This is a genomic window from Ruegeria sp. HKCCA5929 (assembly GCF_013034525.1).
In the GTDB taxonomy this organism is placed as follows: domain Bacteria; phylum Pseudomonadota; class Alphaproteobacteria; order Rhodobacterales; family Rhodobacteraceae; genus Ruegeria.
This window is the reverse complement of record NZ_WQGE01000001.1, coordinates 348,355-367,552: the sequence shown is the minus strand read 5'-3', so window position 1 is coordinate 367,552 and position 19,198 is coordinate 348,355. Positions and strand designations below refer to the sequence as shown.

Sequence of the window (19,198 nt, the reverse complement as noted above, 5' to 3'; positions counted from 1 at the left end):
CTATCGTGCACTATCGGCCAAGCCTTGTGCCGACAGCAACGTCAGGGGTCATCATGGCAGAGCTTAAGCGGGACATTGGCCTGATCGGACTGACGTTCATTTCGGTTGGAGGAATCATCGGTTCGGGCTGGTTGTTCGGCCCCCTTCTGGCGGTTCAGCACGCCGGGCCTGCGGCTATCCTCTCTTGGCTGATCGGTGCGGCTGCGATGTTCATCTTGGCGATCACATTCGCGGAAATTTCGGCCATGCTGCCCATTCCCGGCGGAATTGCCCGGGTCCCGCAGTTTTCGCACGGCAATATCGTTTCGATGGCCATGGGGTGGACGGCATGGATTGGCTACAACACCACTGCCCCCATTGAAGTGGAGGCGATGCTGAAATACCTCGCGCCTTACGCCCCCTGGCTGCACGCTGCCGATACGGGCGATCTAACAGGAGCCGGAGTTTTTGTAGCCCTTGTCTTCATGCTGCTTTTCGTTGCGGTCAACGCGCTTGGGGTCAAGTTCTTCACACATGTCAATGCGGCGCTGACCTGGGCAAAGATAGCTATTCCAGTGGTCCTGTCCGCATTGCTGATTGCCAGCCGTTTCAATGCCGACAATTTCACACAACCAGACGGATTTGCACCATATGGGCTGCAGGGGATCATGGCCGCGGTTTCGACCGGAGGCGTCATTTTCTCTTTCATAGGTTTCCGTCATGTCGTTGATATGGCGGGTGAAGTGCGCAATCCAAAGTTCGCCATCCCCGCAGCATTGGTCCTGTCGATCATCATGTGCGCCGCAATCTATCTTGGCCTCCAGGTAGCTTTCATCGGCGCGTTGGATCCATCACTGCTAACCAATGGTTGGGCACAGTTGAATTTTGGCGGCGAAGGCCCGTTAGACGCTGTAATCATGTCGGTTGGATTGGTCTGGTTCATCAGCCTGTTGAATGTCGGATCAGTCGTTGGCCCCTTTGGCAACGGATTGGTCGCGACCGGGTCGAATGCCCGTATTGCCCTTGCCCTGTCCCAAAACGGTTTTCTGCCAAAACGTTTGCAAAACCTGTCTTCGTTTGGGGTTCCGGTATGGGCCTTGGCGTTGAATTTTTTGATCGGGACCCTGTTCCTTTTGACCGTTCCCTTTACCACCGTCATCGCCCTGAACGGTGCCGCTATTGTTTTGTCATTCGCGGTTGGCCCAATCGCCGTGGTTTGCCTAAGGGATCTTCTTCCAGACCAACCCCGTTCGATCCGCATTCCAGCGGTACGTCTGGTCGCGTTGACCGCCTTCGCCATTGCAACACTGATAGTGTATTGGAGCGGTTGGGACACCGTCTGGCGCCTTGGGATCGCGCTGATCGTCGGAAAAATTCTGCTGCTTATCCGGTTCCGAGGGCGCCTTGATGAAATGGACCTGACCGAAGCCGTTTGGTTGATGCCTTACTTTGCCGGGCTCGGGTTAATCTCATTCTTGGGTCAATTCGGAACCGGGGCTTTGAAACAGATCCCGTTTGGGTGGGATATTGTGCTTTGCGTCGTGTTTTCCGCCATCATCTTCGCGCTGGCCATACGTTCAGCGCTGTCGGATGAAAAATTCATGAAATACATAGCGGAAGAAGAAATACTTGATCCAAAACAGCCTGTAATCGGACTATAAAAAAAGGCAGAGCAACGCTCTGCCTTTCCCCGTTTTTTGTATACGCAGCCTAGTGCGCTGTAGCAGATGCATCCGCGGATTTGGTTGAAGCAGCAGCCGCAGCTGCAGCTTCCTCTGCCGCTTCGTCCCACTCAATCGGCTCGGGTGTACGCACCAGCGCCTGTTCGAGAACTTCCGAGACATGTTTGACAGGAATGATCTCCAACCCTTCCTTCACATTGTCCGGGATATCCGCCAGATCCTTTTCGTTCTCTTCCGGGATCAGGACTGTCTTGATCCCACCACGCAGTGCGGCCAGCAGTTTTTCTTTCAAACCACCAATCGGCATTGCGTTCCCGCGCAGAGAAACCTCACCAGTCATCGCGATATCTTTGCGCACCGGAATGCCAGTCAGTACGGAAACAATCGACGTCACCATCGCAAGACCAGCCGACGGACCATCCTTGGGCGTCGCCCCATCCGGCACGTGGACGTGAATGTCGATCTTGTCGAACTGTGGCGGCTTCACCCCGATCTTGGGCGAGATGGACCGCACATAAGACGAAGCCGCATCGATGGATTCCTTCATCACATCGCCCAGCTTACCGGTGGTTTTCATCCGCCCTTTGCCCGGCAGTTTAAGCGCCTCGATATGCAGCAGATCGCCCCCAACCGAGGTCCAGGCCAAACCTGTTACAACACCGATCTGGTCATCCTGCTCGGCCAGCCCATACCGGAACTTCGGCACACCCAAAAACTCATCCAGATTTTCCGGCGTAACTTCAACGGTTTCCGCCTCTTTCTTGATGATCTTGGTCAGCGATTTCCGCGCCACTTTGGCGATTTCACGTTCAAGGTTCCGAACGCCCGCCTCACGGGTGTAGGTGCGGATGATCGATTGCAACGCCTCATCTGTCAGTTCAAACTCCTTGGCTTTCAGACCATGGTTTTTGACCTGCTTGCTGATCAGGTGTTGTTTCGCGATCTCGCTCTTTTCCTCTTCGGTGTAACCGGCCAGCGGGATGATCTCCATCCGGTCCAGCAGAGGCCCAGGCATGTTATAGCTGTTCGACGTGGTCAGGAACATCACGTTGGACAGGTCATATTCGACCTCCAAATAGTGGTCCATGAACGTGCTGTTCTGTTCCGGATCCAACACTTCCAACATCGCCGAGGCTGGATCGCCACGGAAGTCCTGACCCATCTTATCGATTTCATCCAACAAGATCAGTGGGTTCGTGGTTTTCGCCTTTTTCAGCGCCTGAATGATCTTGCCGGGCATCGAGCCGATATAGGTCCGACGGTGACCCCTGATCTCGGATTCGTCGCGCACACCACCCAGCGAGATGCGAATGAATTCGCGCCCCGTGGCTTTTGCAACCGATTTACCAAGCGAGGTTTTACCGACACCCGGAGGGCCAACAAGGCACAGGATCGGGCCCTTCAGCTTTTTCGAACGCTGCTGAACCGCGAGGTACTCAACAATACGCTCTTTGACTTTCTCCAGCCCATAGTGATCGGCATCCAGAATGTCCTGCGCGCGGCCCAGATCCTTTTTGACGCGGGATTTGGTGCCCCACGGCAATGACAGGATCCAATCCAGATAGTTGCGTACGACTGTGGCCTCAGCCGACATCGGGCTCATGTTGCGCAGCTTCTTCAGCTCGCCTTCGGCCTTTTCGCGCGCCTCTTTCGACAGCTTGGTCTCGGCGATTTTCTCTTCCAGCTCGGCAACTTCGTTCGAGCCGTCCTCGCCGTCGCCAAGCTCCTTCTGAATGGCCTTCATCTGCTCATTCAGATAGTACTCGCGCTGCGTCTTCTCCATCTGGGATTTGACGCGGGTTTTGATCTTTTTCTCGACCTGCAGAACCGACATCTCGCCCTGCATCAGGCCATAGACCTTCTCAAGCCGCTCACTGACGCTGAGGGTTTCCAGAAGTTCCTGCTTTTGCTCCACTTCAATGCCCAGATGACCTGATACAAGGTCAGCCAACTTGGCAGGCTCGGTGGTTTCACCCACGGCCGCCAGCGCCTCTTCGGGGATGTTCTTGCGCACTTTGGCATAGCGCTCGAACTCATCCGCGACAGTGCGCAACAGGGCTTCGGTTGTGGTAACGTCACCAGGGATTTCGGTCAGATATTCAGCGCGGGCTTCAAAAAACTGTTCGTTTTCAAGAAACTCGGTAATCTGCACACGTGCCTGCCCTTCGACCAGCACCTTCACGGTGCCATCGGGCAATTTCAGCAGTTGCAGAACATTGGCCAAAACGCCCGAGCGATAGATACCGTCTACATCGGGATCATCGACGCCGGGATCGATCTGGCTGGACAAAAGAATTTGCTTGTCATCCTGCATTACCTCTTCCAGCGCGCGGACCGATTTATCGCGGCCTACAAAAAGAGGCACAATCATATGCGGGAACACCACAATGTCGCGCAGCGGCAGGACGGGGTATGAGGAATTCAGAGGCTCTTGCATGCTCTATCCTTATCGTTGGCAAGACGGCGCTTGTCCCTCATCGAGGCAACATTTGGTCGTCTCCTGTCTTGGACGATAAAGGTGGGGCCTCATCGCCCTTTTTCAACCTTACCGCCGTGTATCGTGTTTCAGCATGAACCGAGGTTTTCGGGACTGCAAGACGTCCAAAGAACATATCCACCGAAATTAACACGACATGCATAGGCAACACGCACTTCAAAGGTCAGAACACCCGTTGCACTGCGCGAGACAAGAAAAAACCGTGACCGTCTTTGTTGCGACATTCCAGACCTTTTGTCGAAGAGCTGCAGCTGAATCCTCCGAACTGACCGGTGACCCCATATTCAGCACGATCGTAGCCGTCTTTGTTACGATTCAGCGGCTGGCACAATATCTCTACCGGGCCGGTGTCGAACATCAGAAAATCATGCCACCAGTCCGATTGACAATTCGCAGGGCGCGGCATCGCTGGTGGGCCGGATTTTTCTATGATGGTGCATTGAATATCCGAGGACGACGCACTTTCCCCTACCGAGCACTGAATGTTTTCGGATGGGGTTTCAAAAGTCCAGACATCTGACATGGCTGGCGTCGCGCAGAAAATTGCTGCGCCGAGAACAAGGCGAAACATAAAAAACTCTCCGGGGTCATTAACTAAAATGGCATTGCTTGAAGTGGCCCCAGAATACCAGGAAACCATGCAATAGTCACCCGAAGGGAAAGGTTACAAGGGTTCAATATCGCCTTGCGCACGCTGCGCGTGAAACTCGGCCTGCCAGACGTCAAAGGTTCCCGCAGCAATCGCATCGCGCATGCCCTGCATGATCTCTTGGAAGTAATGCAGGTTGTGCCAGGTCAGCAACATGCCCGAGATCATCTCGTTTGCCCGAAATACATGGTGCAAATAAGCGCGCGAATAGTTCGAACAGGCGGGACATGTGCAATTCTCGTCCAGCGGGCGTGGGTCATCCGCATGGCGCGCGTTCTTGATGTTGACCACGCCGCGACGAGTGAACAGTTGCCCCGTGCGACCCGAACGCGACGGCAACACACAGTCCATCATGTCGATCCCACGCGCGACGGCGCCAACGATATCGTCGGGCTTGCCAACACCCATCAAATAACGTGGCTTGTCTTCAGGCAGAAAGTCGGGGGCGTAGTCGAGACAGCCAAACATGGCCTCCTGCCCCTCACCCACGGCCAGCCCGCCTACTGCATAGCCTTCGAACCCAATGGATTTAAGTGCTTCGGCGCTTTCTTCGCGCAAGTCCTGCTCCAGACCACCTTGCATGATGCCAAACAGTGCATGACCCGGACGATCGCCGAACGCGTCACGCGACCGTTCGGCCCAACGCATCGACAGCCACATGGACTCGGCGATGCGATCCCGGTCGGCGGGCAGCGCGGGGCATTCGTCAAAACACATCACAATGTCCGAGCCCAACAAGCGCTGAATCTCCATTGACCGCTCGGGCGTCAGTTCGTGTTTTGATCCGTCGATATGAGATTTGAAGGTCACGCCCTTTTCGGTCAGCTTGCGCAGCCCTGCCAAGGACATGACCTGAAACCCGCCCGAGTCGGTCAGAATGGGGCGGTCCCAGTTCATGAACTTGTGCAACCCGCCCAAACGATCAATCCGTTCCGCTGTTGGACGCAGCATCAGGTGATAGGTGTTGCCCAGCAGAATATCCGCCCCGGTGGCACGCACACTTTCGGGCATCATTGCTTTGACGGTCGCGGCTGTGCCCACAGGCATAAAGGCCGGCGTCCGCACCTCTCCACGCGGTGTGCTGATCACGCCCGTGCGTGCCTTGCCGTCTGTTGCCTTAAGCTCAAATGAGAATTTCTGCGCCATGTCATCGCCTCGGATCGCCGAACCGGGCAGGCTTTGCCCGATCCGTTCCGTCTTTGCAACCCGTCAGGGCAACGAGGCCACGCGGTCCGTGAACAGACTTACAACCCCTGTCCCGTCCACATCGCGGCACACCCGGATCGCGGGTCGTTCAGGATCTGGTTGTGTCGCCCCCATTTGATCGCCGTCGGTGACAACCCGCAGCCCGGTTTCAACCATATCGAACATGGCTTGATGGGAACACGCAATCACGGCTGTTGAATCGTGCAGGCCGCAACCTTCCAGCCCCCCGATCTCTTTGTAAAACTTCAGATAGAATCTGGAGATGTCGCGCAGAAACGCCCCCATATCGGGTGACTTTTGCGCCAATGCTTCGAAGTCCGCCGTTTCGTACAGCGTCTTCAGCGTCACGTCCAAACCAACAAGAACAGTGTTGGGCGGTGCGGAAAAGACCGCCTCAGCGGCAAGAGCGTCGTGATAGATATTGGCTTCGGCGTGCCGGGTGATGTTGCCGGGGCAATAGACCGCGCCCCCCATTATCACCAGTTCGCGCAGGTTGCCTGCGAATTCCGGGTCCAGGCGCATCGCGTTTGCAATATTGGTCAACGGACCCACGGCGCAGACCACCAGTTCGCCCTTGTGGGCTCGGGCCATCTCAACCAGAAACGCGGCTGCTGGCAACGCGTGGTTCTGTCCGATCTGGGGGATATCGGTCAAATCACCAAAACCTTCGGGGCCGTGAACGTGCTCTGACGGGGCGTGTGTGTCCGCCCCCATCGGCACCGCAGCCCCTTCGGCCACAGGCAAGTCCAACCCCAGCTTGTGAAGTAAAAACCGCGCGTTGCGGCTGGATTGGTGAACATACGTGTTTCCGAACACCGTGGTAAGACCGATCAGGTCAATTTCCGGTGCTGCGGCGGCATAAGCAATGGCCATGGCATCGTCGATGCCGGGATCAGTGTCGATAATCAGTTTCATCCCCGCCCGATACCGCAAACGCTGTTGGATGCAAAGCCGCCACAGCGGCAAATTTCCAGACCACTTTCATACGTTCAGGCATTTGCATACCGGCCCATTCCACTCATACCAGAGTTGAAATTGGGCGACTCAATCCCAATATGTATACCATAGTACACAAAAATAAGAGGACAGAATGATCGAAGATCAAATCATCGGATTGATTTCGTCAAACATTGTTTTGCTGCTGGCCGCTGTGCTGGTGATTGTTGTTATTCTCAAAGGCATCAAGATTGTGCCGCAGTCTGAGAAATACGTGGTTGAGCGGTTTGGCCGCCTGCATTCGGTGCTTGGCCCCGGCATTAACTTCATCGTTCCGTTTCTGGATGTTGCACGCCACAAAATCTCGATCCTGGAACGCCAATTGCCGAATGCGACGCAGGACGCGATTACCAAGGACAATGTGCTGGTGCAGATCGACACCTCGGTCTTCTATCGCATTCTTGAACCGGAAAAGACGGTTTACCGCATCCGGGACGTAGACGGCGCGATTGCAACGACTGTAGCCGGGATCGTGCGCGCTGAAATTGGTAAGATGGATCTGGACGAGGTACAATCGAACCGCGCGCAGTTGATCACACGCATTCAGGAAAGCGTCGAAACCGCCGTTGACGATTGGGGTATCGAAGTCACCCGCGCTGAAATTTTGGATGTGAATCTGGATCAGGCCACGCGTGATGCCATGCTGCAGCAGTTGAACGCGGAACGTGCCCGCCGCGCGCAAGTGACCGAGGCCGAGGGTCAGAAACGCGCCGTGGAACTGCACGCTGATGCCGAACTTTATGCCGCTGAACAAACCGCCAAGGCCCGCCGTATTCAGGCCGAGGCCGAAGCCTATGCTACGGGCGTGGTCGCCAAGGCCATTCAGGACAACGGGATCGAGGCCGCGCAATATCAGGTTGCTTTGAAACAGGTTGAAGCCCTTAATGCTTTGGGCAACGGTTCTGGCAAGCAAACCATAGTTGTGCCCGCAAACGCGCTTGAAGCATTTGGAGATGCGTTCAAAATGCTGAAGGGAGGAAAATGATGGCAGATCCCTTTTGGCTGACCTGGTGGATCTGGCTGGCCGCCGCGCTGGCGCTGGGGATTCTCGAGATTGTTCTGCCAGGGTTTATCTTTCTTGGCTTCGCCATTGGCGCAGCGATTACGGGTCTTGTTCTCGTGATTCCGGGCCTGACAATGTCACTGCATGTCCTCGCGCTGGTCTTTGCAGTGCTGTCGTTGATCGCATGGCTTGTCTTGCGCAAACTCTTTGCGCTGCCGCATGGTCAGGTCAAAACCTTCAAGCATGATATTAATGACTGAATCGCGATGGCGCTCGTCTGAGCGCCACGCCACCACTGGACGCTGTTGCGGCTATTCCCTATATAATCAGTCAGGCAACTGACCCGAGGCAAAGATGACTCACCCGAGCGAACAGTTTGAAGGCACCCCGCTGATTGCGCCGTCAACAATTGAACACCCATTGTACGACGCCGTGGTCGAAGCGTGCCGCACAGTCTATGACCCGGAAATTCCGGTCAACATCTATGACCTCGGCTTGATCTACACGATTGATATTACTGCGGATAACGCAGTTAAGGTGATCATGACCCTGACCGCGCCCGGCTGTCCCGTCGCCGGTGACATGCCCGGCTGGATCATGGAAGCAATCGAACCGGTCGCGGGCGTCAAAGAAGTTGACGTTGAACTGACCTGGGAACCGCCCTGGGGCATGGAGATGATGTCAGACGAAGCGCGACTGGAACTAGGCTTTATGTAAACCGATAGCCCTGCGCTTTGCCTGTTTGCCCGAATGCAAATCAATTTAGATTGCAGGTTTCTTTGATTTCTGCCGCCCGGTCGCTCAGCGCTTTGACATAGTCGCCAGACAGCATTTGCAAGTGTTTGTGCTCGGTTCCCGTGACCAGACCCAGCAAAGCCCCTGCAGGAGTCAGCGAGGCAACGCTTTCCAATTGCTTGTCTTCGGCATGTTTCTTTTCCGCCTCAATCGCGCGCAGATCGCCCTCGGCTGTTGCACAGTTGACCGGATGCCTTTCAGCGTCCGTGGCGGCTGATGCATCCCCGGATGGGAAACCGGCAACCGCCAGAGCAAAGATCGATCCTTGCAGAACAGGTTTAGAAGCGCTCAATAACTTATTCATAACAATATCCTTTCCATCCCAAAATGTTCTCTCCCAACACTGCAAATTGCGTGTTCAGACACAGCTAAACCCGCTTTCTTGCGCGATGCAAGGTTGCACGGCGTCAACCTTGCATCGCAACATGAGCGTTCTTGCGTAAATCTTTAACCCGGTCGATCTTGAGCCTGCGACCATTGAGCCCTAAATTGGGTAGGACGCGCGACAACGGAGACTTACATGTTCGGCATTCCCGGCAAACAGGCTGTGACCATGACGCCTAAAGCCGCAGAGCAGATCACCCGCCTGATGAATTCAGGCGGTCACGCTGGCCTGCGCATTGGTGTCAAGAAAGGCGGCTGCGCAGGCATGGAATACACCATGGAATATGTTGATCAGGCAGATCCTCATGATGAGGTGGTCGAACAGGACGGCGCGCGCGTCATGATCGCACCGATGGCCCAGATGTTCCTGTTCGGAACCGAGATCGACTACGAAGTCTCACTGTTGGAATCGGGGTTCAAGTTCAAAAACCCGAATGTTGTTGATTCCTGTGGCTGCGGTGAATCGATCAAGTTCGACGAAACCATCGCTCAGCAAAGCTAAATCATCGGTCGAGGCACCAGTCCCTGTCAGGTCTGCAAGCGGAATTGTAAGATTGCGCAGACAATGCTATCCGCATCCTTAAATCATCGAATGATCAGGGAGATACGGGTATGCGGCGGAAGCTGGCGGCTGGAAACTGGAAGATGAACGGAACCGGCGCGGCGCTGAGTGAACTTGAAACGCTGTCACAAAGCCATCCCGAAGCGTCGGTCGATATTCTGATCTGCCCTCCCGCCACCTTGCTCAGCCGCGCCACCGATACTGTGGCTGGCTCGGCGATAACTGTTGGTGGGCAGGATTGTCACGCGGAACATTCTGGGGCGCATACAGGCGACATCAGCGCAGATATGCTGCTGGATGCCGGTGCGACTTCGGTCATTCTGGGCCATTCAGAACGTCGTGTGGATCACGGAGAGCATGACGAGGACGTACGCGCCAAAGCCCGCGCGGCGATGGACGCGGGCCTAAAAGCGGTCATTTGCGTCGGTGAAAGTCTGGAACAGCGTGAGGCGGCCAACACGCTCGATATTATCGGCGGTCAGATGTCCGGCTCGATCCCGGATCAATCAACAGGTGAAAACCTGATCGTCGCATACGAGCCGATCTGGGCGATTGGAACTGGCAAGGTTCCCACCCTGGAAGAGATCGGCGAGGTTCACGACTTCATGCGCGCCCGGCTGGAACGTCGTTTTGGCGAAGGCGTGGGCCGGTCAGTGCGACTGCTTTACGGCGGGTCCGTCAAACCCAGCAATGCGGCCGATATCTTTGCGGTCTCGAATGTGGATGGCGCTTTGGTCGGTGGGGCCAGTCTGAAGGCTACGGATTTCTCGGGCATTATTCAGGCGCTGGAAAGCATCTGACCCCGGTCGTTATTCGGCAATATCTTCGGCCCAAAGCTCTGGTTTTTCTTCGATAAATCGTTGCATCAGCGCGATGCAGTCGGGGTCGTTGGCTATAACCACTTCGACCCCGCGCTCGCGCAGGAAGTCTTCGTTGCCTCCGAAGTTCTGCGTGTCACCGATCACGACGCGCGGAATACCGAATTGAACGATGGTGCCCGAACACATCATGCAGGGCGACAGCGACGTATACAGCACCGTGTCGCGATAGGTTTTCTGCCGCCCGGCCTTGCGTAACGCGTCCATCTCGCCATGGGCAATCGGATCACCGCCCTGAACTCTCTGATTCCGTCCGCGCGCCACAACCTCGCCCCCACGGGCCAGGACCGAACCGATGGGACAGCCGCCCTCATCATACCCGACTTTCGCCTCATCAAAGGCGATGCGCAGCAGGCGGCTGTCGGTCTCGGTCAACATAGGGATGATCCTTGGTTGGGGCGTGTACCGGCAGCCTGCCCAATGACGCCCCGACCGTCAACGGATCAGGCCAGCTTCATGGTGATAATTCCGGCAATGATCAGCAGCGCCGCCAGAATGCGTAGCGGCGTTACCGCCTCACCCAGCAGAGTGATCCCCACCACAAAAGCCCCCACCGCGCCGATACCAACCCAGATCGTATAGGCGGTGCTCAGCGGCAACTCGCGCATCGCCAGCGCCAACAAACCGAAAGACCCGATCATGGACACTCCCATGATCGCGGTCGGCAAAAGCCGCGTGAACCCGGCGGATTGCTTCATCGCACCCGCCCAGACAACTTCAAGAATTCCGGCAATAAGCAGCATGATCCATGCCATGAGATGACCTCTTGTCAAAGCGGGTCGTCCCGCATGATCTACCCATGTTGGGGAGGTCGTCCTCTGTCCTCGAGATAAGCACCTGCGCGGGTGTTTCAAGGCATGAAAAGGCCGGGCAGTCGCAACCGCCCGGCGATACAGGTCAGGCCCGCTAGTTTGTGATGATTTCCGGCCCCATGAAGGTGTTGGGCAGGAAGGTCGATATCCACGGTATGTACGTCACCATGATCAGGAAGACGAACAGGACCGCCAGGAACGGCAGTGCTGCCTTCACAACGCTCATCATCGGCATCCCGGCCACGCCAGAGGTCACGAACAGGTTCAGCCCGACCGGAGGAGTAATCATCCCGATCTCCATGTTCACCACCATGATGATACCCAGGTGGATAGGATCGATACCCAGTTCGATGGCGATCGGGAACACCAGCGGGGCCACGATGACCAGCAGACCCGAGGGTTCCATGAACTGACCGCCGATCAGCAAGATCACGTTGACCACGATCAGGAAAGTGACCGGCCCAAGACCCGCTGACAGCATGGCACTTGCGATATGCTGGGGCACCTGCTCATCCGTCAGCACGTGTTTCAGGATCAGCGCGTTGGCAATGACGAACAGCAGCGTGACCGTCAGCTTGCCCGCCTCGAACAGCGTGTGCTTCGTGTCCGGGTGGAAGAAAGCCGTCACCAGCGCATATGGCTTCTTCAGCAATGAAAGGTTCGATTGACCTTCTTCTGTGCTGAGCGGCCCCATGTCTTTGTAGACAAAGCTGGCGATAAAGAACGCGTAGACAGCGGCAACAGCAGCGGCTTCAGTCGGGGTAAAGATACCCCCGTAGATGCCGCCCAGAATGATGACGATCAGGAACAGGCCCCAACCGGCTTCGCGGGCCGAGATAAAGACCTCTCCCCAGCCTTTCCATTCACCTTTGGGCAGGTTCTTGACCTTGGCCATGACGTAAATTGTGATCATCAGCATCAGACCCGCCATCAGGCCCGGAATGACACCCGCCAGGAACATGCGCCCAACCGAAACCTCGACGGCAGCGGCATAGACAACCATCACGATGGATGGTGGGATCAGAATGCCAAGTGTACCCGCGTTACAGATCACACCAGCAGCAAATTCCTTGGAATAGCCCACCTGCCGCATCCCGGCGATGACGATCGAACCGATGGCCACAACGGTTGCCGGGGACGAACCCGAAAGTGCGGCAAACAGCATACAGGCAAACACGCCTGCAATCGCCAGACCACCGGGCAAGTGCCCAACACAGGCAATCGAGAACCGGATGATCCGCCGCGCCACGCCGCCCGTTGTCATGAAGGACGAAGCCAGAATGAAGAACGGGATCGCAAGAAGGGTAAAGTGCCCCTCGAACGCCTCGAACAAAGTTCCCGCGACCGAGGCCAAAGAACTGTCGGAATAAATCAGCAGGAACAGGGTCGAGCTGAGGCCAAGCGCAACCGCAATCGGAACCCCGATCAGCAGCAGGCCGATGACCATCGAGAAAAGAAGAATGACGTCCATCAGTTATGCTCTCCTTGCTGAGCGCGGACTTCTTCGATCTCGTCCTCGACTTCGTGGCTGGCGACAAGGCGATCCGTCTCACCACGCCAAATTTGAACTGCGACCTGCGCAAAACGGATGACCAGCAGCAACATCGACAAAGGCAGGATGAAATACGGGACAACCTTGGGCAGTTTTTCGTAATACTCGCCGTAGTTGATCAGGTCCTCAAGGAACCTCAAAGGCGCGACCATCGGAATGTCGTCGACCTCATAAAAACTCTGGCTGCGGGCGTCGAAATTGAACCCGGTCGGGAACCAGCGCCCGGATGTGGGCGGCAAATCGGCAAAGACGGCCCAATAGTCGTAGGCCCCTTTCAGCATCAGCAAAGAAAACACCAGGCAGCAGCCCACTGCAATCAGCGCCAGAATGCGTCGTGGTGCTGGCGACAGCATGTTCAGAATAGCGTCCACACCCAAATGCGCATGTTTCTTCACCGCATAAGACGCACCCAGCAGCACCAGCCAGCCAAAGGTGAACACCGTCAGTTCAAGCGCCCAGAGGATATTGGAATTAAATACAAACCGCGCAATCACGTTGGCAAAGGTTACGACCGTCATCAGGCCCAACAGCAACGCAATCAGGGTTTCTTCGATATGGTCGACCAGCCCGCCTTGGCCGGATTTCGCACCAGACATCTATCTGTCCCCGCATTTTTTGATGATGAGAGAGTGTGTGTGGGCGGGCTTTGTCAGCCCGCCCGGCCTACGCGTCGAATACTCCCCAGTCCCCGGACGCGTGGCCTCGATCCGGTTTAGAAACCGGCGTTGATGGCCTGTGCCGCGTCGATCTTGTCCTGACCAACGTCACCTGCGAACTGATCCCAGACAGGCTTCATTGCATCAACCCACGCCTGACGCTGTTCAGGTGTCAGCTCACGAATGATACCACCCGCGTCAGTGATCGAGGCTTTGGCCGCTTCGTTCACTGCAAAGGCTTCTTTGTTCCGGGTCTCGGTCACTTCGGCCAGAATGGTTGTGAACTGATCACGCACTTCCGGGTCCAGGCTGTCCAGCCAGTCAACCGAGGTCACAACCAGATAGTCGATGATACCGTGGTTGGTCTCGGTGATGCCGTCCTGAACTTCGAAGAACTTCTTGCCATAGATGTTTGACCAGGTGTTCTCCTGCCCGTCCACAACACCCTGCTGCAGCGCACCGTAAACTTCCGAGAACGCCATTTTCTGTGGGCTGCCACCGATCGCTTCCATCTGTGCAACCAACACGTCCGAGGACTGTACGCGGAATTTCAGGCCGTTTGCGTCTGACGGATCTTCCAGCGGCTTGTTGGCCGACATCTGCTTCATGCCATTGTGCCAGAAGGCCAGACCCTGCAGACCACGACGCTGCATGCTGTCTTTCATTGCCTGACCATCGGCCGACGCCTGGAATGCGTCTACGGCATCAATGTTTTTGAACATGAATGGCAGGTCGAACAGGCGGAACTGCTTGGTGAATTTCTCGAACTTGGACAAGGACGGCGCGGCCAGTTGAACGTCGCCTTGCAGCATCGCCTCAAGCACCTTGTCGTCGTTGTAGAGGGTCGAGTTCGGATAGACCTCCATGCACATCACGCCGTTCATCTCGTCATTGACGCGCTGTTCCAGCAGCGAGGCCGCGATGCCTTTGGGGTGTTTATCGGTGTTTGTCACATGCGCGAACTTCACAACAATCTCACCGTCGTCACATGCCGCCATCCCCGCAGTTGCGGTGACCGTCAGCGCCAGAGCCGTTGCTGCTGTTGTCAAAATCTTCATCTGTTTTCCTCCCAGACTTCCAAGAAACAAGCGATCAGCGCCGGGTTGGCGCCGTATGGCGTGCAGTGAACCGACTCAGCCGCAACCACACAACATTTCCGTCTGACAGTCAGATGAGGGCATTTATTCATGTAATTTCATTGTGTTACATCAAACCAAACACAACGCCAAGAATCACCTTTTCTTCAACGTGCGAAAATCCGCACACATGAAAATGCCACTTGTGCGGATTTCCGCACAGTTTCCGAATCATCCATGCGAATCAATATGGAGGTTGCGTTTGTCGGCTGAATTACCTGCGGTAATCCTCTGGCCGGATTTGGTAGCGCGCCAGCTTGTCATAAAAGGTCTTTCGCGGAAGCTTCAGCGCCTTTGCCGCATCAGACGCTTTTCCATTGTGCCGCCCCAACGCCGCGATCAGCAACGATCGTTCAACACGCGCCATTTGTTCACTGAGGCCCAGATCCGTGGCCTGTGCGACCTCTTCCGGCATCCCCAGAACAAAGCGCATCGCAGCGGACATAAGCGACCGCGCATTCCCGGGCCAATCGTTGGCCATCAACGCTGCCAGATGTTCCGATGAGATTTCAGGAACCGGAATCCCTGCCTGCTCAGCTGCCTGAGCCACGTAGTGACGAAAGATAACGGGAATATCGTCTGGCCGCTCTGCCAAAGATGGAATCCGAACGCGCATCACGTCCAGCCGATAGAAAAGATCGGCATTGAAACGGCCTTCGGCACTTAAGGCAGACAGATCAGCGGTGGTGCCAGCAATGATCCGACCACCCGGCCCTTGTTCGATCAGTTCAAGCGCCGCAAATTGCGTGGCCTGCGGCATTGCCGAAACTTCGTCTAGAAACAGCGACCCACCCGCTGCATCCTCATAACTGCGGGCCAGATCTTCGGGGCTGAGCGTCGAGGCCGGTCTTTTCACAAACGGTCCCTGCCCCACAGATGACATCAGGTGCACAACCTCGCCCACTTTAGAGATGCCACTGCCAGGAGGGCCAGTCACCAGAACTTCGGCCCGTGTGGGTGCAACGGCGCGAACCCTTTCGCGCAACGCCTCGGCCTGCGGAGAAAGGCCAAACAGCAATCGTGCGGCCGGGTCACCGCGTTCCAGTTCGGATCTCATTGCCCTCTGCTCGATAACCTCGGCTCGGGCTGCGAATGCACGCTCCAGCACATCCAGCAGATCGGACGCGGCACAGGGTTTTTCCAGAAAATCGAACGCGCCCTTACCCATTGCATCAACAGCCATGGGAATATCCCCTTCACCGGTCAGAAGAATGACGGGAAGATCGGGATCGACCTCTCTTGCGTAGGTCAACAGATGAAACCCATCCCGACCCGGCATTCGGATGTCCGAGATGATGACACCAGGAAAGTCCGCTCGGATATGATCCTTGGCCGCGACAAAAGAGCCTGCCGTCGTCGGTTGAACATCCGCCAGCTCAAGCGTTTGTGCCAAAGCCTCGCGCACGGCTGCATCATCATCGACCAAAAGAACTTTTCGGGTCATGCCGCCTCGTCTTCCCGATAGTATTCCAGTTCCACAGTAAACATCGCGCCAGTGGGCGCGTTGGTCCCGCGAATGTTTCCACCGAAACTCTGAACCAGCCCGTAAGAAATCGAAAGCCCCAGCCCCATACCTTCGGACGAACCTACGGCCTTGGTGGTGTAGAACGGCTCAAACAGCTTTTCCGTGTTTTCGATGCCGGGGCCTATGTCTCGCACAGTGACAGAAAGCCTCTCGCCATTATTGATCACTATTTGAATAAGGCGTTCATCCTGCTGGCTCATCGCATCTGCGGCGTTGTTGATCAGGTTCACAAAGACCTGCACAAGCCTTACCTCACCACCCCAAGCGTAAACAGGCGCGTTTGGCGGTTGCCAATCCATGGCCACGTTTTCCGTGTTCAGCCTGGCTTCGGTCAGTTCAACGGCCGTATTCAGAACCTGCACCAAATCCACGCGCCCCATCGGTTCGCTTTCGTTGCGGGCAAAGGCCCTCAGGTTCTTGATGATCCGCGCCATGCGCGCAGCCATCTCAGAAATGCGGCCCAAGTTCTCGCCCGCTTTCTCGGGTTTTCCCCGTTCCACGAACGCTTTGCCGTTATCAGCAAACTGCTGGATCGCCATCAGGGGCTGGTTCAGCTCGTGGCTGATCCCTGCTGACATCTGACCAAGCGCGCTGAGCTTTCCGGCCTGTACCAAATCCGCCTGTGCGCGCCGCAGCGCCGCTTCGGCTTCCTGTCGTTCCGCGACCTCCTTTTGCAAGCTGTCGTTTGCAACCGTCAGGTCGAGGGTCCGTTTGGCCACTCGGCTTTCCAGAACCGCATTGGCTTCGGCCAGCGTCCGCCGCCGTTCCATCGCAAGAAAAAGCATTGCACCAAATGCCAAACAGATTGCTGCGACTGCGGCTGCCTGAAGTCGCGCAAGTTGCAGGGCTGGGGCCACGTCCACCAATACCTCGGCAGTCATATCGATGACCGGCAATTCGAGGGTAAGGTGCAAAGCATCGCGCGGAAGATAGCGCCCCCAGTTCAATTTCCACAGCTCGTGCCCCCCGACGCGCGTCGAAGCAAAGTCGACCGTCGCGCCATTGGGCGGTGTAAGCCCTGCCTCTCCTTCCTGGCGAGACCAAAACAGCAGGTCCGACCTGTTCGAGATGAACACAACACCTTCTGCATCAACAAAGAAAACCGCCTCCGTACTGCCACGCCATGTCTGCTCGACATCCTGAACATCGGCGACAACCATCAGTACACCTGTGATCTGACCAAATGGGCCAAAAGCGGGCGCAGCATAGGAATAGATCCGATCATCTCCGACAGGCGTAACCTCATGCGCACTGCCCAAGGCCCCCTGCATTGCACGACGGAAAGCGGGGTGTTCGGCCATGTTGGGCTGAGAAACAGGCTGCGCTGAAACCAAGACCTGCCCATTTTGGTCCAGGTACATCATGTTGACTGCCGCTGTCTTGTCGGCAACGTCCAGAAAAATTGCCTGAGCTTGTCGCTTGTCGGCTTGTTGATCTAATTCTTGCAGAATCGGATGGGTCGCCATCAGCACTGCAAGCTCTTGATACACTTGCATTTGCGTGCTCAGCCGGTCGGCCGCCAGTTCAAGATCGGCCTCGGCCTTTTCGCTGAGCTGGGACAATGCCTGACGGTAGCCATAAGACCAGACGAATCCGGACAGTACCCCAACGGCAATCAGAAAACCGGCTATGAACCAAACCCTGTGCATGTACAGGGTCTTGCATTCAACGCGGCGCGTGGCAAGTGTGCGTCGCATGAAGTCGCTCTCACAATCCCCGACAGAACCGGGTTTCGTCCAGAACCCCTATCCGTTTTACGACACAGCCCGACAAGCCGGAGATCTGTTCTATTGGACCGATTACAGCATGGTTGCCGCTGTGTCCTGCCAGGCCGTCCGCACCTTGCTGAAGGATCGCCGGTTCGGGCGCGAAGTTCCGCCCGAACACGCAACACAAGGCCCTGCGCATCTGGCCCCATGGCTGTCGGTCGAGGCCCATTCGCTGCTTGAAGCCGAGCCACCACGGCACACGCGTCTGCGGGCGTTGGTCATGCGGGCCTTCACGTCGCGGGCGATTTCGGCATTGCAGCCTTCGATTGAAACTCTTTGTTACGATCTGATCCGGGATTTCCCACAAGAGCCGTTTGACCTTTTGCATGCCTATTGCACTCAGGTCCCCGTGATTACGATCTGTCGTCTGCTGGGAGTACCCGAAGAAATGGCACCGGACTTGCTGCGCTGGTCGCACGACATGGTGGCAATGTACCAAGCCAATCGAACGCGGGACACCGAAGACAAGGCTGCACAATCGGCGCAGGAATTCACAACGTTTCTGGAAGACTACATCGACCAGAGGCGGCGTGATCCGCGTGACGATCTGATTACACGATTGATCGCTGCAGAAGAAGAAGGCGAGAAACTTTCCCGAGAGGAGTTGGTCGCGACCTGTATTCTGCTGTTGAATGCCGGTCACGAGGCAACAGTGCACTCCTTGGGGAATGGGGTCAAAACCCTGCTTGAAACACAGACCGACCCAAGCGTTTTGCGGTCAGACAAGATTGATGCCACGATCGAAGAAATCCTGCGTTTTGACCCGCCCCTGCATATGTTTACGCGCTATGCCTACGAGGATGTCGATATTTTTGGGCATGGATTCAAACGCGGCGATCAGGTTGCTTTGTTGCTGGGGGCCGCGAACCGCGACCCCGTTGTCTGGCAAGAACCGAACGCTTTCCGCCCCACGCGGTCCATCGATGTGAACACCAGCTTTGGTGGCGGAATCCACTTCTGCGTTGGTGCGCCTTTGGCACGGTTGGAAATGCGTATCGCGCTTCCAATCCTGTTCGTTGCCTGTCCAGACCTACGGCTGGCCGCGCCCCCGACTTATTCGGACAGTTATCATTTCCATGGCTTGGAGCAGGTTCTGGTACAAATCTGAAGTCGCGTT

The 19,198-nt window shown here is 56.2% G+C and carries 19 protein-coding genes; 7 read left to right on the top strand and 12 right to left on the bottom strand.

The annotated features are described in order from the left end of the window. Window positions 1-53: 53 nt before the first annotated feature. The gene (locus GOV90_RS01790) at window positions 54-1,640 is read left to right on the top strand and encodes an APC family permease (protein ID WP_171089771.1); all 1,587 of its coding nucleotides are present in this window, start codon (window positions 54-56) and stop codon (window positions 1,638-1,640) included. A 49-nt stretch (window positions 1,641-1,689) separates the two neighbouring features. Here the strand turns inward: GOV90_RS01790 and lon are convergent, their stop codons facing one another. The 4 genes from lon to GOV90_RS01770 form a co-directional block, all read right to left on the bottom strand. Beyond that, complete coding sequence (gene lon / locus GOV90_RS01785; protein WP_171089769.1) at window positions 1,690-4,098, bottom strand: endopeptidase La; 2,409 nt, start codon at window positions 4,096-4,098, stop codon at window positions 1,690-1,692. A gap of 223 nt (window positions 4,099-4,321) precedes the next feature. Next, window positions 4,322-4,798, bottom strand: a complete 477-nt coding sequence (locus tag GOV90_RS01780; RefSeq protein ID WP_253284718.1) for a DUF6636 domain-containing protein — start codon at window positions 4,796-4,798, stop codon at window positions 4,322-4,324. Window positions 4,799-4,822: 24 nt separating this feature from the next. After that, on the bottom strand, window positions 4,823-5,953 hold the full coding sequence (gene tgt, locus GOV90_RS01775; RefSeq protein WP_171089767.1) for a tRNA guanosine(34) transglycosylase Tgt: 1,131 nt from the start codon (window positions 5,951-5,953) through the stop codon (window positions 4,823-4,825). A 63-nt stretch (window positions 5,954-6,016) separates the two neighbouring features. Further along, window positions 6,017-6,928, bottom strand: coding sequence for a nucleoside hydrolase (locus GOV90_RS01770; RefSeq protein WP_171089765.1), 912 nt, complete (start codon window positions 6,926-6,928; stop codon window positions 6,017-6,019). A 175-nt stretch (window positions 6,929-7,103) separates the two neighbouring features. Between GOV90_RS01770 and GOV90_RS01765 the strand changes: the two genes are divergently transcribed. The 3 genes from GOV90_RS01765 to GOV90_RS01755 all read left to right on the top strand — a co-directional run bounded on the left by GOV90_RS01765 (window position 7,104) and on the right by GOV90_RS01755 (window position 8,729). After that, window positions 7,104-7,994: an SPFH domain-containing protein gene (locus tag GOV90_RS01765; protein ID WP_171089763.1), complete on the top strand. Its 891-nt coding sequence runs from the start codon at window positions 7,104-7,106 to the stop codon at window positions 7,992-7,994. Then, on the top strand, window positions 7,994-8,272 hold the full coding sequence (locus tag GOV90_RS01760; RefSeq protein ID WP_171089761.1) for an NfeD family protein: 279 nt from the start codon (window positions 7,994-7,996) through the stop codon (window positions 8,270-8,272). Before GOV90_RS01765 ends, GOV90_RS01760 begins: the two co-directional genes overlap by 1 nt. Before the next feature lie 94 nt (window positions 8,273-8,366). Continuing rightward, entirely contained in the window at window positions 8,367-8,729 is a 363-nt protein-coding gene (locus tag GOV90_RS01755) for an SUF system Fe-S cluster assembly protein (RefSeq protein WP_171089759.1), read from the top strand. A gap of 40 nt (window positions 8,730-8,769) precedes the next feature. Here GOV90_RS01755 and GOV90_RS01750 read toward each other — a convergent pair whose 3' ends face one another. Continuing rightward, complete coding sequence (locus tag GOV90_RS01750) at window positions 8,770-9,111, bottom strand: hypothetical protein (protein ID WP_171089757.1); 342 nt, start codon at window positions 9,109-9,111, stop codon at window positions 8,770-8,772. Window positions 9,112-9,327: 216 nt separating this feature from the next. Between GOV90_RS01750 and GOV90_RS01745 the strand changes: the two genes are divergently transcribed. Further along, on the top strand, window positions 9,328-9,693 hold the full coding sequence (locus tag GOV90_RS01745; RefSeq protein ID WP_171089755.1) for an iron-sulfur cluster assembly accessory protein: 366 nt from the start codon (window positions 9,328-9,330) through the stop codon (window positions 9,691-9,693). 110 nt (window positions 9,694-9,803) lie between these two features. Continuing rightward, window positions 9,804-10,553: a triose-phosphate isomerase gene (tpiA, locus tag GOV90_RS01740; protein WP_171089753.1), complete on the top strand. Its 750-nt coding sequence runs from the start codon at window positions 9,804-9,806 to the stop codon at window positions 10,551-10,553. Window positions 10,554-10,562: 9 nt separating this feature from the next. On the opposite strand, the gene GOV90_RS01735 is transcribed toward tpiA, so the two are convergent. The 7 genes from GOV90_RS01735 to GOV90_RS01705 all read right to left on the bottom strand — a co-directional run bounded on the left by GOV90_RS01735 (window position 10,563) and on the right by GOV90_RS01705 (window position 18,009). Next, entirely contained in the window at window positions 10,563-11,009 is a 447-nt protein-coding gene (locus tag GOV90_RS01735) for a nucleoside deaminase (protein ID WP_171089751.1), read from the bottom strand. A gap of 65 nt (window positions 11,010-11,074) precedes the next feature. Next, window positions 11,075-11,386, bottom strand: a complete 312-nt coding sequence (locus GOV90_RS01730; protein ID WP_171089749.1) for a multidrug efflux SMR transporter — start codon at window positions 11,384-11,386, stop codon at window positions 11,075-11,077. A gap of 151 nt (window positions 11,387-11,537) precedes the next feature. Continuing rightward, window positions 11,538-12,914 (bottom strand): TRAP transporter large permease, encoded by a 1,377-nt coding sequence (locus GOV90_RS01725; RefSeq protein WP_171089747.1) that lies wholly within the window; start codon window positions 12,912-12,914, stop codon window positions 11,538-11,540. Continuing rightward, window positions 12,914-13,591: a TRAP transporter small permease gene (locus GOV90_RS01720; RefSeq protein WP_171089745.1), complete on the bottom strand. Its 678-nt coding sequence runs from the start codon at window positions 13,589-13,591 to the stop codon at window positions 12,914-12,916. The genes GOV90_RS01725 and GOV90_RS01720 overlap by 1 nt, the downstream gene beginning before the upstream one ends. Window positions 13,592-13,707: 116 nt before the next feature. Then, on the bottom strand, window positions 13,708-14,709 hold the full coding sequence (locus GOV90_RS01715) for a DctP family TRAP transporter solute-binding subunit (protein WP_171089743.1): 1,002 nt from the start codon (window positions 14,707-14,709) through the stop codon (window positions 13,708-13,710). 292 nt (window positions 14,710-15,001) lie between these two features. After that, entirely contained in the window at window positions 15,002-16,231 is a 1,230-nt protein-coding gene (locus tag GOV90_RS01710) for a sigma-54 dependent transcriptional regulator (protein WP_171089741.1), read from the bottom strand. Beyond that, entirely contained in the window at window positions 16,228-18,009 is a 1,782-nt protein-coding gene (locus tag GOV90_RS01705) for an ATP-binding protein (RefSeq protein ID WP_171089740.1), read from the bottom strand. The genes GOV90_RS01710 and GOV90_RS01705 overlap by 4 nt, the downstream gene beginning before the upstream one ends. Between GOV90_RS01705 and GOV90_RS01700 the strand changes: the two genes are divergently transcribed. Further along, window positions 18,008-19,189, top strand: coding sequence for a cytochrome P450 (locus tag GOV90_RS01700; RefSeq protein ID WP_171089738.1), 1,182 nt, complete (start codon window positions 18,008-18,010; stop codon window positions 19,187-19,189). The genes GOV90_RS01705 and GOV90_RS01700 overlap by 2 nt on opposite strands. Window positions 19,190-19,198 lie beyond the last annotated feature (9 nt).

What these genes read in the sequence shown, in the direction of transcription:
- GOV90_RS01790 (WP_171089771.1), top strand. Translation starts at nt 54, where the DNA reads ATGGCAGAGCTTAAGCGGGACATTGGCCTGATCGGACTGACGTTCATT.
- lon (WP_171089769.1), bottom strand. Translation starts at nt 4,098, where the DNA reads ATGCAAGAGCCTCTGAATTCCTCATACCCCGTCCTGCCGCTGCGCGAC.
- GOV90_RS01780 (WP_253284718.1), bottom strand. Translation starts at nt 4,798, where the DNA reads ATGGTTTCCTGGTATTCTGGGGCCACTTCAAGCAATGCCATTTTAGTT.
- tgt (WP_171089767.1), bottom strand. Translation starts at nt 5,953, where the DNA reads ATGGCGCAGAAATTCTCATTTGAGCTTAAGGCAACAGACGGCAAGGCA.
- GOV90_RS01770 (WP_171089765.1), bottom strand. Translation starts at nt 6,928, where the DNA reads ATGAAACTGATTATCGACACTGATCCCGGCATCGACGATGCCATGGCC.
- GOV90_RS01765 (WP_171089763.1), top strand. Translation starts at nt 7,104, where the DNA reads ATGATCGAAGATCAAATCATCGGATTGATTTCGTCAAACATTGTTTTG.
- GOV90_RS01760 (WP_171089761.1), top strand. Translation starts at nt 7,994, where the DNA reads ATGGCAGATCCCTTTTGGCTGACCTGGTGGATCTGGCTGGCCGCCGCG.
- GOV90_RS01755 (WP_171089759.1), top strand. Translation starts at nt 8,367, where the DNA reads ATGACTCACCCGAGCGAACAGTTTGAAGGCACCCCGCTGATTGCGCCG.
- GOV90_RS01750 (WP_171089757.1), bottom strand. Translation starts at nt 9,111, where the DNA reads ATGAATAAGTTATTGAGCGCTTCTAAACCTGTTCTGCAAGGATCGATC.
- GOV90_RS01745 (WP_171089755.1), top strand. Translation starts at nt 9,328, where the DNA reads ATGTTCGGCATTCCCGGCAAACAGGCTGTGACCATGACGCCTAAAGCC.
- tpiA (WP_171089753.1), top strand. Translation starts at nt 9,804, where the DNA reads ATGCGGCGGAAGCTGGCGGCTGGAAACTGGAAGATGAACGGAACCGGC.
- GOV90_RS01735 (WP_171089751.1), bottom strand. Translation starts at nt 11,009, where the DNA reads ATGTTGACCGAGACCGACAGCCGCCTGCTGCGCATCGCCTTTGATGAG.
- GOV90_RS01730 (WP_171089749.1), bottom strand. Translation starts at nt 11,386, where the DNA reads ATGGCATGGATCATGCTGCTTATTGCCGGAATTCTTGAAGTTGTCTGG.
- GOV90_RS01725 (WP_171089747.1), bottom strand. Translation starts at nt 12,914, where the DNA reads ATGGACGTCATTCTTCTTTTCTCGATGGTCATCGGCCTGCTGCTGATC.
- GOV90_RS01720 (WP_171089745.1), bottom strand. Translation starts at nt 13,591, where the DNA reads ATGTCTGGTGCGAAATCCGGCCAAGGCGGGCTGGTCGACCATATCGAA.
- GOV90_RS01715 (WP_171089743.1), bottom strand. Translation starts at nt 14,709, where the DNA reads ATGAAGATTTTGACAACAGCAGCAACGGCTCTGGCGCTGACGGTCACC.
- GOV90_RS01710 (WP_171089741.1), bottom strand. Translation starts at nt 16,231, where the DNA reads ATGACCCGAAAAGTTCTTTTGGTCGATGATGATGCAGCCGTGCGCGAG.
- GOV90_RS01700 (WP_171089738.1), top strand. Translation starts at nt 18,008, where the DNA reads ATGAAGTCGCTCTCACAATCCCCGACAGAACCGGGTTTCGTCCAGAAC.
- GOV90_RS01705 (WP_171089740.1), bottom strand. Translation starts at nt 18,009, where the DNA reads ATGCGACGCACACTTGCCACGCGCCGCGTTGAATGCAAGACCCTGTAC.